Raw genomic sequence first — 16,083 nt, forward strand, 5'->3', positions numbered from 1 at the left:
TTGAAGTTTAATTTATTAAATTTAATCAGGAGGTAGATGTATGGTAAAATTTTCAGAACTTTTTTCTCCCAGAGACATGACTGAGGGGACACCGTGGAAACGAATTGTAGAATTTTCATTACCAATGCTTATTGGTAATATAGCTCAGCAGTTTTATAACACAGCGGATTCTATTATTGTGGGTAAGTATGTAGGTGATAATGCACTGGCTGCTGTAGGTAGTGCATCTCCAATATTAAATCTTTTACTTGTACTTTTTGTTGGAATTGCAACAGGAGCAGGAATCATGGTTGCTCAATATTTTGGAGCAAAGGATAGGGAAAGGCTTTCTCATACCATTGGGGTATGCATATCTCTTACTGCTATAGCATCTCTAATCATAATGGTTATAGGGCCTCTAGTTACTCGTCCATTGTTATCTTTTCTTAACACTCCAGCATCTATAATAGATTGGTGTGCAGATTATCTTGTTATTTATTATGTAGGTATAGCAGGCTTTGCTTATTACAATATTTTAGCAGGAGTACTTAGAGGACTTGGCGACTCTATATCTGCTCTTGGATTTTTACTTATTGCTACAATTTTAAATGTATTCCTTGATCTTTGGTTTGTTGCAGGACTTGGAATGGGTGTACCAGGAGTTGCTTTGGCAACTATTATTGCTCAAGGTATATCAGCAGTTCTTTGTATTATTAAGTTAGCAAGAATGAATAGTACCTTTGATTTTAATCTTAAGATGCTTGTACCAGCTAAGGAATATTCGATGAAGCTTATAAAACTTGGATTGCCATCTGGATTTACTCAAGCCATATTTTCTATTGCAATGATTGTTGTACAATCTCTAACTAATAGTTTTGGAGAAATGGTTATAGCATGTAATGTAATTGTTATGCGTGTAGATGGATTTGCTATGATGCCTAACTTCACCTTTGGTAATGCAATGACAACCTATGCTGGTCAAAATATTGGTGCTAAAAAGATGGATAGAGTTGATAAGGGGACTAAAGATGGTACTATGATCGCTGTTGGAGTTTCTACTGTTATAACAATTTTAATTTTAATTTTTGGTAAATACCTTATGGGTGTTTTCACTGATACAGCAGAATTAGTTGACTTAAGTATGCATATGATGCGTATTCTTGCAGTGGGTTATATTGCTATGGCAGTAACTCAAAGTTTATCAGGTGTAATGAGAGGTGCAGGGGATACTATGACACCTATGTGGATTTCTCTAATTACTACGGTGATTTTACGTGTACCTGTTGCTTATGGTATTGCATATTTAACTCGTAGTGCAGCTTATCCTACTGGAAGACCAGAATCTACATTTATATCACTACTTGTTTCTTGGACACTTGGAGCAATTGTAACTACAGTTTTCTTTAAGAGAGGTAAGTGGAGAAATAAAGGCTTTGCTGGACATAATTAAAAGTACATGAATTAAATAGATTTTAAGAAGATGATTATATCAATAGTGCAATTGATATAATCATCTTTTTTTATTCAGTTTTAGATATTGACAATATTGCAGTTGTTATACTGAAGATAATTAAATAATATTAAGAAATATTGTGATAGTAATCACAGATTTATAAATAAAATAATGATACATTGTAAATGAAAGACATTATCAATTAAAAACAATATGATGTTAAATAGAAACTTTAAATTTAAATAATAGATTTAAATTTTATATAAAATATGAGGAGGATGAAAATATATGAAAAAGCAAATTAACTACATTACCATTGATGGACGTGGAGACCATGAGACTTTTAAAGATTGTATTACTAAAGCAATTAAGGAGTTAAAATCAAATGAAGGTATACATGTAATTAAAGATTTCGAACCTTTTCCTATGTATAAAATGATGGATGGTAAAGGCTTTGATAAACATGTAGAGAAGTTAAGTAATGAAGAATTTCATGTTTACTTCACTCCTAAAGAGAAAATAGAAAAAATTCAAATGGAGGATAATTTAGAAATGGACCATGATAAAATTAAAAAGATCATGGAAATAAAACTTAAGTATTTAAGAGGAGAAATATCTCTAGAACTAGCAAAAGAAGAAATGATAACATCAGTTAAAAGTGTAACAGCTCAAGAATTTGCTATATGTGAGCAATATCTTCAGCAATATGGTATAACTGATGATGAATTAGCAGAGAGAATGGATGAAATTCTGCAAATTTTTGATGGAATACTTACAAGTAATAAAATAGACGTTAAATTAGGTCATCCAATTAGAACCTATTTAGAGGAAGTAAAGGCTATAAGAAATGTTTTAATTGAAGCTAAGAATATGTTAAATAAAAAGTTTATTAAAAATCAATGGGCTGAGATATATGATAAATTAGAAGAAATTAATATACATTTTTCAAGAAAGCAAAATCAACTATATCCTGCTCTCGAGGATAAGGGCTTCGATAAACCTTCTAAAGTAATGTGGACCTTAGAGAATAATATAAAAGATATTATTAAAAAAGCTAAAGAGTATTTAGATCGGGATGAAGATGAAAAGTTTTTAGATATTCAAAATGAAGTAATTGAAATGATTGAGGATATGATGATAAAAGAAGAAGAAATACTTTATCCAACTTCAATGGATCTTCTTGACCATGAAGATTTTATTAAGATGAGAAAAGGTGATGATGAAATTGGATATTGTCTAATTGAGAAACCACCTTATTACAAAGAAGATGAAGTTAAGAAAGACGAAAATGCGTCTAATAATGAGCTTTTGAAGGATTTGGCAAAGGTTTTACAAAAACATGGAATATTCAATAAAGAAGATAATGAAGTGTTAGATGTAAGCCAAGGAAAGTTAACACTTAAGCAGATAAATTTAATTTTTAAACACCTTCAAGTAGATTTATCCTATGTAGATGAAAATGAGATTGTAAAGTTTTATAGTGATACAAAACATCGAGTATTTCCAAGAAGTGCAGGAGTTATAGGAAGAAAGGTGCAAAATTGCCATCCAAGAGAAAGTGTTCATATGGTAGAAGAAATTATTAGAGCGTTTAGAGCTGGTGAACAAGATCAGGCAGAATTTTGGTTAGAAATCGGTGGTAAGTTTATTTATATAATCTATAATGCAGTAAGAGATGAAGAAGGGAATTTTAGAGGCGTACTTGAGATGATGCAGGATGTAACAAAGATTAGAGGGTTACAGGGAAGTCAGAGATTATTATCTTGGACTAATGAAAAACAAGAAAGTAAAAAGGATGAGATAAGTGGTGAGGTTATAAAAAATCAATATGGATTAACAAAGGAAACTGTTATAGGTGACTTAGTAAAAAAATATCCATTTCTAAAAGAATTCTTATTAAACCTTTCCCCTAAGTTTAGTAAACTAAAAAATCCAGTATTATTTAAAACTATGGCATCTATAGCTACATTAGATATGATTAGTGAAAGAGGCGGATTTGAGGTTGAAGAGCTTATAAGTAAAATCACAGAAGAAATTAATAGTAGAAATTAAAAACTAAGAATATCAAAGAAGTTTCAGTATAATAGAATTTATATTATGCTGGAACTTCTTTTAAAAGATGTTGTCATAGATGAAAAAAATAGTAGTAATAAAGATGTTGACATTGAAGTATTTATATATGTAACATTAGATGGAATAGGGTCTGTTGGACATGTTCATTTATGTTATAATGGACAAGTTATATCCTATGGTAATTATGATGATAGATCTTTTAGGCTATTAGGTATAGCAAGTAGAGTTTTTTATTATTTTGAGGAGGAAAAGTATGTTAAAGGAATTTAAAAAATTTGCGATTAAAGGTAATATGATTGACTTAGCAATTGGTATGATTATAGGTGCAGCTTTTACTAAGCTTGTAACATCTTTGGTTGAGACAGTAATAATGCCTATTATTAGTATTTTTGTAGGTAGAATCGATTTTTCAAATTTGTTTATTGCTTTAGATGGAAAAGAATATGTAACTCTAGCTGCTGCAAAGGAAGCTGGAGCCTCAGTAGTTGCTTATGGAGTTTTTCTAACTGGACTTATAGACTTTTTAATTATGACATTTGTAGTATTTATTGTGGTAAAGCAACTTGATAGGTTTAAAGGCAAAGAAGAAGCAAAACCTGTAACAACTAAAAAATGTCCTTACTGTATTTCAGAAATCTCAATTGAAGCATCAAAATGCCCTCATTGTACTTCTGACTTATAAGATGTATAAGTTTTAATAAAGTTTTTATAGTATATAAAATTGAAGAGCTTGTTTATGTATGTAGCATAACTTATATTAATTGTATTTACAAGTATGTTAAAAAATGTTATGATTGAATAGTTAGAATATTGAAAGGAGGTCGTTTTTAAGTGAAAAGTATAAAAAATTTGAATAAAAGTGAATTTTATAATACCTATAACGGCCTTAAGAATAGATTTTAACATATTTATTTTGATATTTTAAGTCATGGGGTTGTTTGGACTCTATGACTTTTTATTTTTTTAGTAAAATGAGAAGTTGTAGATATCTTGGTTTAACTAAGGTATATCTATGACTTTTTTATTTAATATAAAGTTATGAATAGTAATGGTTTAAAATGATTTTAAACCACTATTAGGAGTGATTGTGGGGGGAATTTATATGCAATTTAAAACTAACGAAATCTACTATGGATTTAAATTATTAAAAGAGGAGAAGGTAGAAGAGGCACAATCCATGGCTAGAATATTTGAACATGTGAAAAGTGGAGCAAGACTTTTACATTTAGAAAATGAAGATGATAATAAGTTATTTTCTATAAGTTTTAGGACAACTCCTACAGATAGTACTGGAGTTGCTCATATATTAGAGCATTCTGTACTTTGTGGTTCAAGAAAATTTAAGGCTAAGGATCCTTTTGGAGATATGGCCAAGAGTTCATTACACACTTTTTTAAATGCTATGACATTTACAGACAAAACTATGTATCCTGTAGGAAGTAGAAATAGTAAAGATTTTATGAATTTAATCGATGTATATTTAGATGCAGTTTTACATCCTAGAATATATGAAAATCATGAAATATTACGTCAAGAAGGTTGGAGATATGAATTAGATGAAAATACTAATAAACTAGCGTATAAGGGTGTAGTTTATAGTGAAATGCAAGGAGCCATGTCATCACCAGAGGAAGTTATTTGTAGTGATATATATAGATCAATATTTCCAAATACTACTTATGCCTTTGTTTCAGGTGGAGATCCAGAGGATATACCTAATCTAACTCAAGAGGATTTTGAAAAGTTTCATAGCAAATTTTATCACCCATCTAATAGTTATATCTATCTATACGGGGATCAGGATTTGGATGCATGTCTTAAGTTTATAAATGATGAATATCTTTATGAATTTGACAGAATAGAGATATCTTCTCATATAGATGATGTGAAAAATTTTGAAGGTATGGTAGAAAGAACTGCTAATTATTCTATTAGGGAGGATGAAGATGAAGAAAATAAGGCATTTTTAGCACTAAATTTTGCCTTTGAAGAAACACGTAATGGAGAGGCATATTTAGCTACAAAAATACTTTATAACATGTTAATTGAATCCTCAGCATCTCCAATAAAAGCTGCCTTACTTAAAGCTGGTATAGGTGAGTGTATTATAACAAGGGATGATATGAATATGGATGCAACTAAGGAAATATTATTCCCAATAGTAGCTAAGAATGTAGATATTACAAAGAAGAGTGAATTTATAAATGTTATTATGAATACTCTTAAAGAACTTGTAGACAAGGGATTAGATAAGGATCAATTGAAGGCAGCTATAAACACCATTGAATTTGATTTGCGTGAAGCTGATCCATGGAGAACTGCTAATAAGGGAATCGAATATAATGATTGGGTTTTAAATAGTTGGATATATGATGGAGATCCTCTTGTTCACTTGAAGTATGAAGATATCCTTAATAAGATAAAAGCTGCTTTAGACAATGGATATTTTGAGAAGTTTATTGAAAAGAATATGGTTAAAAATCCCCATTGTTCCTTAGTAGTTTTGACACCTAAAAAGGGATTAGAAGATGCTAGAAATAAAGCATTAGAAAAAAAGCTAGAAAATTATAGAAGTTCTTTATCCGAAAAAGAAATAAAAGAGCTTATGGAGCGAAATAGGAAGTTAAAAGAAGCTCAAGTTAGGGTTGATACCCAAGAAGAAAAAGATACTCTTCCAAAGCTACCTATAGAAGAGGTAGATAAAAAAGTAGAAAAAATTCCTCAAGAGGTTGTAAAAGAACAAGGAATAACCATTTTAAAACATCATATTTCTACAAATAAAATAGTGTATATTAATCTGCTATTTGATGCAAAAGTAATTGAAGAAAAGTATATTCCTTATTTAGGACTTTTAAAGGATGTTTTAGGGGAGCTTGATACTGAGAAAAGAGGTTATTCTCAATTAATCACAGAAATCTATAAAACTACAGGTGGAATAACTTTTGAAAATCAAGTATACACTGAGAAAAATAATAGTCAGGCATATCATCCTAAATTTATAGTTAAATCAAAGGTAATTGCAGAAAACATTTCATCTCTACTAGAGTTAGTAAATGAAATAATTACTACTACTAAATTTGATGATTTAAGTAGGCTTAAACAAATTATTCAAGAAACAAAATCAAAGCTTCAAATGAGAGTTATAAATGCAGGACATGAGGTTGGGATGAACAGAGTATTTGCACAGACTTCTTGTGGTAGAGGATACTGGGAAAAAATTAGTGGTGCAACTTATTATGAATTCATCTGTAATTTAGAAAAAAGTATTGAGAAATCTGGTAAGGAAGTTAGAAGCAATCTTATTAAGGTTTATGAAACAATATTTAATAAAAATAATTTAATTATCTCAGTGGTGGGAGAAGAAAAAGAAGTTGAAACAGTAGTAACTAATATTAATAAGGTTATTTGTAACATTAAAACTGAACCTACTAAATTATATAATCTTGAGCATAAGAGCAAAAAGGATATAGAAGCTATAATAACTGCTAGTAATGTGCAATATGTAGTTAAGGGATTTAATTTTGCAGATCTTGGTTATGAATATTCAGGGAAAATGAGAGTGCTTTTAAATATATTAGATAATGAATATTTATATCCTAGAGTTCGTCTTCAAGGTGGTGCTTATGGATGTTATAGTGACATGAATAAGGATGGTAATTTAGCAATTTTCTCCTATCGTGATCCTAATCTTACAAGAACTATAGATGTATATAATGAAGCTTATAAATTCTTAGAAGAAGTAGATTTTACCAAGGAGGATATGGAAAAATTTATAATAGGATCTGTTGGACAGTTATATAAACCATTAACTCCTGATAGAAAAGGTGAAAAAGCAGTTGCAGACTATATTTGCAATGTAACTCAAGAAGACATTCAAAGATGGAGAGATGAACTTTTAAGTACTACTAATGAAGATATAAGAAGTTATGCTTCAATGATTAAGATAGGAATGAATGAAAATTATTGTTGTATAGTAGGTAATGAAGGAAAAATTAAGGAAAATAAAACTATTTTTAATAAAACAAGTAAATTATTATAAAATAACTTGCTTTATATAATAAAGTGTAGTATGCTTAATAAGAACTTAAATTAATAGTAAATAATATAAACCAATATGTTTCAATTAGTACTTAATAAATAGAGTATGTTAATATCGAAATTTTGTTAGTGAATTATTACAATGAATTTAAGAAAAATAAAATTTCGGAGGTATACATTTATGAATGGTACAGTAAAATGGTTTAATGGAGAAAAAGGTTTTGGATTTATTACAGGAGAAGATGGAACAGATGTTTTCGCACACTTTTCTCAAATAAATTCTGATGGTTATAAATCACTTGAAGAAGGTCAAAAAGTTTCTTTTGATGTAGCTAAAGGACCAAAAGGACCACAAGCAGAAAATATTACTATTATCTAGTTTTTAATTAGTAAATATTTACCCCTTAAATAGTTATACTATTTAAGGGGTTTTTTATATTTAAAAATTATAAATTATTTAAAAGTGTGATTACACAATATATGTAAATATTAAATTAATATTCATTTTAAATACATCTACATTAATGGCATTTTATAGAGTTAAAAAAGGTGATAAAACATTGGAAGACTTTAAGTTATAATAATGCAAGGTGTTATAAATAAATTTTAGAATAATTTCTAATGCCCTTTTTTTACTATATCCATCAACATGGTTTGTAACTTTCATCAATAAACCTTCAAAAAAAATAATAATATTTTCACTTAATTCTTTAACATCTTCTTGATTTATATACCCATCTTTAATACATACTTCAAGTAAAGCAAGATCACGTTCATTAATATAATCTTTATCTAGCATAGTAGATAAAGATGTTGGGAGACTTTTTAATTCATTAGGAAAAATTTCATAATATTCCTTCATAGTATCTTTAACACTAAGATGACCTTGATCTAGAAATATTGATTTAAAGATTTTAGGATTGTTAAAAGCGTGTATAGAGAAACACTTCCAAATACCTAAATAATTCTCTAAAGATGAATTGTCTTCACTAATATAATTAGGAAGATCTTGAATATATAAATTATAATATTTCATGCAAGCAAAAAACAAAATATGATTTAAATTTTTAAAGTACTTATATGCAGTAGCAACGTTATATCCTGTAGCATGAGCAATTTTTCTTGCTGTAACATTTTCTATACCTTCTTCATCTATAAGTTTATTAGCTGAACTTATGAAAGAAACTATCATTTCTTTTCTTTCTATGGCTGACTTAGTCATAAGATTACCCCTTTAATTTACTCATTATTAATATGTATCTTTATTATAACATTAAAATTTAAATTTATAATGATATAAGATTAACTATTTGATTTTTAAATACATAGAATTTGTTAATTAAATAACAAAAAAACGTAAACGCGTTTACAAAATGCAATTAGAGGAATAAAATAATATTATAAATATTAAGAATATTAAAAAAATAATAAGGGAGTGGGAGTATGAAACTAGAAATTGGAAATTTTCATGTGGAAGATATAGTTTTTGGCGAAAAAACAGAATTTACTCAAGGAATACTAACTATTAATAAAAAGGAAGCATTAGATTTTGTTTTAGAGGACAAGCACATAATTGAAGCAGATTTATTTATTGTTAAACCAGGTGACAATGTACGACTTATGCCAGTAAAAGAAGCTATAGAGCCAAGAGTAAAATTGAATGGAGATTCATTATTTCCAGGTTATACAGGAGATTTAGTTAAAGCAGGTAATGGTAGAACTCATGCACTGAAGGATTGTAGTCTGCTGGTAGTGGGAAAACATTGGGGTGGATTTCAAGATGGACTTATTGATATGAGTGGAGAAGGTGCAAAATATACCTACTATTCTCAACTTAAAAATATAGTACTAGTTGCTGATACAGATGAAGAATTTGAAAAAAGAGAACAACAGAAAAAAAATAAAGCTTTAAGAGAAGCAGGTCATAAACTTGCAGAATTTATAGGCAGTGTTGTTAAAGATTTAGAGCCAGAAGAAATTGAAGAATATGAACTAAAACCAGTAATAAAACGTGAAAAAAGGGTAAATGAACTTCCAAGTATGGTATTTGTTATGCAACCTCAATCTCAAATGGAAGAGTTAGGGTATAACACATTTTTATATGGATGGGACATGAATCGTATGCTACCAACCTTTATGCATCCAAATGAAGTTTTAGATGGAGCGTTGGTATCAGGTAGTTTCATGCCTTGCTCATCTAAATGGTCAACTTATGAGTTTCAAAATAATCCTACAATAAAAAGACTTTATAAAGAACATGGAAAGACAATAAATTTCTTAGGAATAATAATGTCAAATCTGAATGTAGCTTTAGAACAAAAAAACCGTGCCGCACTATTTGTAGCACAGATTGCAAAGTCTATTGGAGCTGATGGTGCAATAGTTGCAGAGGAAGGGTATGGTAACCCTGATGCAGATTTTACAGCTTGTATAGTTGCTCTTGAAGATGCGGGAGTAAAAGTTGTAGGACTTACTAATGAGTGTACTGGAAGAGATGGACAATCACAGCCACTAGTTTCTATGGACGAAAAGGCTGATGCTATAGTGTCTTGTGGTAATGTGTCAGAATTAATAACTCTTCCACCAATGGAAACTGTTATAGGAGAATTAGAATCTCTAGGTAGAGACGGTGTATCTGGTGGTTGGGAAAATGATGAGATACTTGGACCTTCTGTAAGATCAGATGGATCAATAATAATGGAGAATAATGCTATGTTCTGTGGAGATCAGGTTTGTGGTTGGTCGCCAAAAACAATGATAGAGTTTTAGTAACTAGGAGGGGATAAAATGAAAAAGGCAGTAATATATATAAACCAATTCTTTGGTCAAATAGGTGGAGAAGATAAGGCGGATTTTGAGCCTATAATTAAGGAAGGCACAATAGGACCGGCTATAGAGCTAAATAAAAACTTAGATGCAGAAGTTACTCATACAATAATTTGTGGAGATAACTTTATGGGATCTAATACAGAAGAAGCTATAAAAAGAATTATATCTGAACTTAAAAATATAGAATTTGATATTTTCTTTGCAGGCCCAGCTTTTCAAGCAGGAAGATATGGTGTTGCGTGTGGTGAAATCTGTAATGCTGTTAAAGAAGAATTTAATGTTCCAGTAATTACTTCTATGCACATAGAAAATCCTGGGGTAGAAATGTTTAAAAGAGATATGTATGTTTTTGTAGGAGGACATAGTGCAGCTAAAATGAGAAGTGATATAAAAGCTATGGCAACCTTTGGAAATAAGCTTTTAAAAGGTGAAAAAACCCTTGGTGCTGAAGTAGAAGGATATTATCCTAGAGGGATAAGACATCAAATTTGGAGAAAAGATGGTAAGTTTGGTGCTGATAGAGCAGTAGAAATGCTTATAGATAAATTATATGGAAGACCGTTTATCACTGAACTTCCAATTCCTAAAACAGATATAGTACCTATAGCAGAGCCAATTAAAGATCTTAAAAATGCAACTATAGCACTTTTAAATACAGGAGGCATCGTCCCTGTAGATAATCCAGATAGAATTCAATCAGCGTCTGCAACAAGATGGGGAAGATACAATATTGATGGCGTAGATGCTCTAAAAGGTGGAGTTTATAAAACAATCCATGCTGGTTTTGATCCTGCAGCAGCAGATGCAGACCCAAATGTAATAGCTCCAATAGATGCATTAAGAGTATATGAGAAAGAAGGAAAATTCAAAAAATTACATGAGTATTTCTATTCAACAGTTGGTACTGGAACTACTCAAGCTGAGGCAAAGAGAATGGCACAGGAGATTTTAGTTCATCTTAAAGATGAAGGTATAGATGGAGTTATAATGGTTTCTACGTGAGGAACTTGTACGCGTTGCGGTGCAACCATGGTTAAGGAAATTGAAAAATCAGGTATGCCAATTGTACAAATGGCAAACTTAATTCCAGTTTCAAAAACAGCAGGAGCAAACAAGATTATTCCTACTATATCTATTCCATATCCGCTAGGAGATCCAGGAACTTCAAAAGAAGAACAATGGAAACTTCGTTACCACAGAGTTGGAGTTGCATTAGATGCCTTAGCTACAGATGTAAAAGAACAAACTGTTTTTAAAGTTAAGTTTTAATATTTAAGGGGCTGTGAAAGTAAATTTACAGCCCCTAAAGAAAACCTACGGCATAATTATCTACTCTAATTTTAAGGAGGATATTGTTATGGGGAATAATAACACTAATATAAATACAACACTAAATGTAAAGACTAAAAGAAAGCAAGGGACAAATTCAGTTTTTATTATTTCATTGATTATAACTTTTGCTATTGTATTTTGGGGAATTTTAGATAAAAGTGGTTTTGAAAAAATATCCAATAGTGCTCTTAATTTTTTAACTGAAAAATTTGGCTGGGCATACCTGCTTTCTATGATGATATTTGTAGTATTCGCAGTAGTATTAGCATTTAGTAAATTTGGGAAAATAAAACTTGGACCGGATGATTCAAAACCAGAATATAGCACCGTTGCTTGGTTTGCAATGCTATTTGGAGCAGGTATGGGAATAGGACTAGTATTTTGGGGAATTGCAGAGCCTATATCTCACTTTGTAGCACCAATAGAAGGTATGGATCCAGGTTCCGTTGAAGCTGCAAATTTTGCTTTTAAATCTTCTTTTATGCATTGGGGATTCCACCCTTGGGCAAATTATAGTATTATAGGTCTTGCTCTAGCATATTTTCAATTTAGAAAAAATAAACCTGGACTAATTAGCAGCATATTTATTCCATTATTAGGAGAAGAAAGAGTAAATGGACCAATTGGTAAAACTATTGATATACTTGCAGTATTTGCCACAGTAGCTGGAGTTGCAACTTCTTTAGGACTTGGAACACTACAAATTAATAGTGGATTAAGTTATATGTTTGGAGTTCCAGAAACGCCTATAGTTCAGTTAATTATAATATTTGTCATAACAGTAATAGTTATTTGGACTGCAGTTAGTGGGATTGAAAAAGGAATTAGTGCAATATCAAATATAAACTTGGTCATTGCTTTTGGGATTTTAATTTTATCTCTATTTATAGGACCAACCATAAAGATAATAAATACTTTTTTAAATGGTACAGGTGGTTATCTAGCAGAGTTTATAGAGAGTAGCCTGCATATTGAACCTTTTGCAAGTAATAAATGGGTAAATAGTTGGAGAATATTTTACTGGGCGTGGTGGATTGCTTGGGCACCTTTTGTAGGAGTATTTATTGCTAGAATATCCAAAGGAAGAACTATTAGAGAGTTTATAATTGGAGTTATTGTAGCACCAAGTATTGTATCTATAATTTGGTTCTCAGTCTTTGGAACTCTTGGAGTAAATCTTGGTATTACTGGCGAGCTCACAATGGATGTATTAAAAAACTTAGCTGCATCACCAGAAACTGCATTTTTCCAAGTTATAACTAAATATCCACTAGGAAGTATAATTTCAGTATTTACTATAATATTATTAGGTACTTTCTTCATTACTTCAGCTAACTCAGCAACTTTTGTGTTAGGTATGTTATCTTCAAATGGAGATTTAAATCCATCTAATAAAAAGAAAATAATATGGGGTATACTTCAGGCACTACTAGCTACAGCTTTATTGTTATCAGGTGGATTAGCATCATTACAAACAGCATCTGTAGTTGCTGCATTTCCGTTTATTATAGTAATGCTTTTATGTTGCGTTTCACTGTGGAAGGCACTGAAAACTGAAAAGATATAATTAGCGATTTAGATAGATTGTAAGGTATATATATTAAGTTAATTTATAAAGTTTAAGGGAGTCATAGACTCCCTTTTTAATATTCATTTTTATAACCAATAGTTAAAGCTATATATTATCATTTCATAGAAAATTAAAAATTTATCTATACCCTACCCTATGTAGATAATATAATATTTTGGATGTACTTTTTCTTTTAGAACACAATAATTTAATATATGATACAATAGATACAAATATAAATAGTAAGGTGTGTAAAGATGGAAGAATTAAGAAAAGCAATTGATGAAATTATAAAAGAACATATTATAAAATTAGTTATTAGTAATAAGATGAATAAAGATATAGAATATAACAAAATAATATTTATATTAAAGGAAAACAACTCGAAGGAGTATTATCAAATAGAAAAGTATACTGATAAGCAGGTATTTCATGAAAATATTCCTTTAGATTTATTAAAGGAAAAAGTCTTAGAGTATACAATGGATAATTATAAACAAGTTTCTGCTTGGGCAAGTAATATTACCTTTGATTTAAGAATATCTAAAAAGGGTAAAGTTCATTTAGGAAAGAAAACAAGCAATAATGAAAGTCTTATTAATAAAGAACATAATAAAGAAAAGAATTATATCATTAAAGAAGGAATGATAATTGAGCCCCTTATAGATTTAGGAATCTTCACTAAAGAAGGCAAAGTGGTAAATTCTAAGTATGATAAGTACAAACAAATAAATAGATTTGTTGAAATCATTGATGATGAAATTAAAAAGAATGATTATAAAGAGCTTACAATTTTAGATTTTGGATGTGGCAAATCTTATTTAACCTTTGTACTATATTACTATTTTGTAGAGATTAAGAAAATTAATGTTAAGATGATAGGTCTAGACCTTAAAAAGGATGTAATCGAAAAGTGTAATGATATAGCTAAAAGATATAATTATGAAAACTTACACTTTGAACTTGGAGATATAAATGGATTTAAATATAATGATAAGGTTGATATGGTAATTACCTTACATGCTTGTGATACTGCTACAGATTATGCATTATATAATGCTATTAAATGGAATAGCAAAATGATTTTTTCTGTACCTTGTTGTCAGCATGAGTTTAATAAGCAAATGAACACAGAATCCTTATCTATACTTACTAGATACGGCATAGTTCAAGAAAGAGTAGCAGCTCTCATGACTGATGCAGTAAGAGGAAATCTTTTAGAATCTGTAGGATATAAAACTCAGCTTTTAGAATTTATAGATATAGCTCATTCTCCTAAAAACATATTAATTAGGGCATCAAAGGCTAGTATAGCTAAGGAAAAAAAGGAAAAGGCACTTTCAGAGGTTAATGCTTTAATGAATGAATTTAATTTGAATCCTACATTGTTTAATTTATTAAAGCAGGATGAATTAATTTAGTGGTATATAATATTTGTTACAAGGTAACCTCCTTTAAGTTTGTATATAGTGCTTCACAAGGAGATGATTTAAATTATGATAATTAATAAAATCAATTTTAACTTAGCTCAAGAAATAGTAAATGCAGTTAAAGAGGTTGTAGATAAAGATATAAATTTTATAGATATTAATGGGATAATTATAGGTAGTACAGATAAATCTAGACTTAACACCTTTCATCAAGCAGGATATAATGCTATAAAAACTTTGAGTAATGTAACTGTTGAAGATAATGAGGAATATAAAGGAAGTAGAAAAGGTATAAACTATCCCATAAAAATAAATAATATTGCAGTAGGTGCTATAGGTATAACTGGAGAGCCTAGTGAAGTTAGTAAATTTGGATTTTTAGTCACTAAAATCACAGAAATATTTATAAAAGAACAGCAGCTAAATTATAAATACGAAGCAGATAAACAGAGAATAAATTATGTTGTAAAGTCATTGATATATAATAATGTTGAAGATAAAAATGAAATTGAAAATATTCTTCAGGAATTTGGAATAGAGTTAGATCAGCAGTTTGCAATAGTTATTTTAAAGATAAATAAGTATCATAATCTTAGAGAGCTAGAGACTATAGAGAACCATATAAAAGGTGTATTAGATGATATTGGTAATATATTTAAACTATATATTTATCCTAATGAATTCATAGCGTTAGTAAACCAAGAAAGATATAATAAATTAAGAAACACTCATTTGGAAACATTAAGTAAGTATCATGGAATTTTAACTGGGGGAGTAGGGAGGTTAAAGGGTTTATATGAAGCGTATAAATCCTATGAAGAAGCTAGAATTGCCCTTAAATACTCCGCTGAAAACCATGATATTTTAACTTATCTTGATAGCTTGAATTTAGAGCTTATTTTAGAGAGTGTAGATACTGAAACAAAAAATCAGTATAAGGATAAGGTATTAAAATCTCTTGATGAAGAGGATATAAATCTATTGGAGGTTTATTATAAAAATGATATGTCTCTAAAACAAACTGCAGAAGAGTTATATGTACATAAAAATACCCTTCAGTACAGATTAGAAAGAATATATGAAAAATCAGGATTTAATCCAAGGAAATTTAATGAATCCGTAATACTTTATTTAGCTATAAAACTATCATAAAAGGCAAAATGCAAAGAAATTTTTAATAATGAATTATCTCAAAATTGATTAAATCTAAAATTTTTATTGAAATTGTATCTATATGGAATAATAGGTATCAATCAAATAAAAATGAGGATTAATTATAACCAATTTTGGGATATTTTTGTTTATAAGTAAAAATATTTTTATGAAGGATTTTAAATTTGAAAATTCAATATTAGATATGACAAAAATTAAGGTGTGAA

Annotated in this window: 12 protein-coding genes; 11 read left to right on the forward strand and 1 reads right to left on the reverse strand. The window is 29.5% G+C overall.

The window, feature by feature from the left end; all coding sequences use genetic code 11:
• Window positions 1-40 precede the first annotated feature (40 nt).
• The 6 genes from B3B03_RS10050 to B3B03_RS10075 all read left to right on the forward strand — a co-directional run bounded on the left by B3B03_RS10050 (window position 41) and on the right by B3B03_RS10075 (window position 7,922).
• Complete coding sequence (locus tag B3B03_RS10050) at window positions 41-1,429, forward strand: MATE family efflux transporter (protein ID WP_346877223.1); 1,389 nt, start codon at window positions 41-43, stop codon at window positions 1,427-1,429.
• A gap of 291 nt (window positions 1,430-1,720) precedes the next feature.
• The gene (locus B3B03_RS10055; RefSeq protein ID WP_346877224.1) at window positions 1,721-3,484 is read left to right on the forward strand and encodes a PAS domain-containing protein; all 1,764 of its coding nucleotides are present in this window, start codon (window positions 1,721-1,723) and stop codon (window positions 3,482-3,484) included.
• Window positions 3,485-3,529: 45 nt separating this feature from the next.
• Entirely contained in the window at window positions 3,530-3,775 is a 246-nt protein-coding gene (locus B3B03_RS10060; protein ID WP_346877225.1) for a hypothetical protein, read from the forward strand.
• On the forward strand, window positions 3,759-4,187 hold the full coding sequence (gene mscL / locus B3B03_RS10065) for a large conductance mechanosensitive channel protein MscL (RefSeq protein ID WP_346877226.1): 429 nt from the start codon (window positions 3,759-3,761) through the stop codon (window positions 4,185-4,187). Before B3B03_RS10060 ends, mscL begins: the two co-directional genes overlap by 17 nt.
• A gap of 420 nt (window positions 4,188-4,607) precedes the next feature.
• Window positions 4,608-7,544, forward strand: a complete 2,937-nt coding sequence (locus B3B03_RS10070; protein WP_346877227.1) for an insulinase family protein — start codon at window positions 4,608-4,610, stop codon at window positions 7,542-7,544.
• 180 nt (window positions 7,545-7,724) lie between these two features.
• The gene (locus B3B03_RS10075) at window positions 7,725-7,922 is read left to right on the forward strand and encodes a cold-shock protein (RefSeq protein WP_035131204.1); all 198 of its coding nucleotides are present in this window, start codon (window positions 7,725-7,727) and stop codon (window positions 7,920-7,922) included.
• A 153-nt stretch (window positions 7,923-8,075) separates the two neighbouring features.
• Here the strand turns inward: B3B03_RS10075 and B3B03_RS10080 are convergent, their stop codons facing one another.
• Window positions 8,076-8,765, reverse strand: coding sequence for a TetR/AcrR family transcriptional regulator (locus B3B03_RS10080; protein WP_346877228.1), 690 nt, complete (start codon window positions 8,763-8,765; stop codon window positions 8,076-8,078).
• A 221-nt stretch (window positions 8,766-8,986) separates the two neighbouring features.
• Between B3B03_RS10080 and B3B03_RS10085 the strand changes: the two genes are divergently transcribed.
• From B3B03_RS10085 to B3B03_RS10105, 5 genes are all read left to right on the forward strand, one after another.
• Window positions 8,987-10,312: a glycine/sarcosine/betaine reductase component B subunit gene (locus B3B03_RS10085; protein WP_346877229.1), complete on the forward strand. Its 1,326-nt coding sequence runs from the start codon at window positions 8,987-8,989 to the stop codon at window positions 10,310-10,312.
• Window positions 10,313-10,330: 18 nt separating this feature from the next.
• Window positions 10,331-11,641 (forward strand): betaine reductase selenoprotein B, encoded by a 1,311-nt coding sequence (gene grdH / locus B3B03_RS10090; RefSeq protein ID WP_346847292.1) that lies wholly within the window; start codon window positions 10,331-10,333, stop codon window positions 11,639-11,641.
• Between the two features lie 88 nt (window positions 11,642-11,729).
• Entirely contained in the window at window positions 11,730-13,271 is a 1,542-nt protein-coding gene (locus B3B03_RS10095) for a glycine betaine uptake BCCT transporter (RefSeq protein ID WP_084178084.1), read from the forward strand.
• A 260-nt stretch (window positions 13,272-13,531) separates the two neighbouring features.
• Window positions 13,532-14,695, forward strand: a complete 1,164-nt coding sequence (locus B3B03_RS10100) for an SAM-dependent methyltransferase (RefSeq protein ID WP_346847293.1) — start codon at window positions 13,532-13,534, stop codon at window positions 14,693-14,695.
• Between the two features lie 75 nt (window positions 14,696-14,770).
• Complete coding sequence (locus B3B03_RS10105) at window positions 14,771-15,856, forward strand: CdaR family transcriptional regulator (RefSeq protein WP_346847294.1); 1,086 nt, start codon at window positions 14,771-14,773, stop codon at window positions 15,854-15,856.
• The last annotated feature ends 227 nt before the right edge of the window (window positions 15,857-16,083 follow it).

The organism is Clostridium sp. UBA5712, from assembly GCF_002419845.1.
In the GTDB taxonomy this organism is placed as follows: Bacteria; Bacillota; Clostridia; order Clostridiales; family Clostridiaceae; genus Clostridium_J; species Clostridium_J sulfidigenes.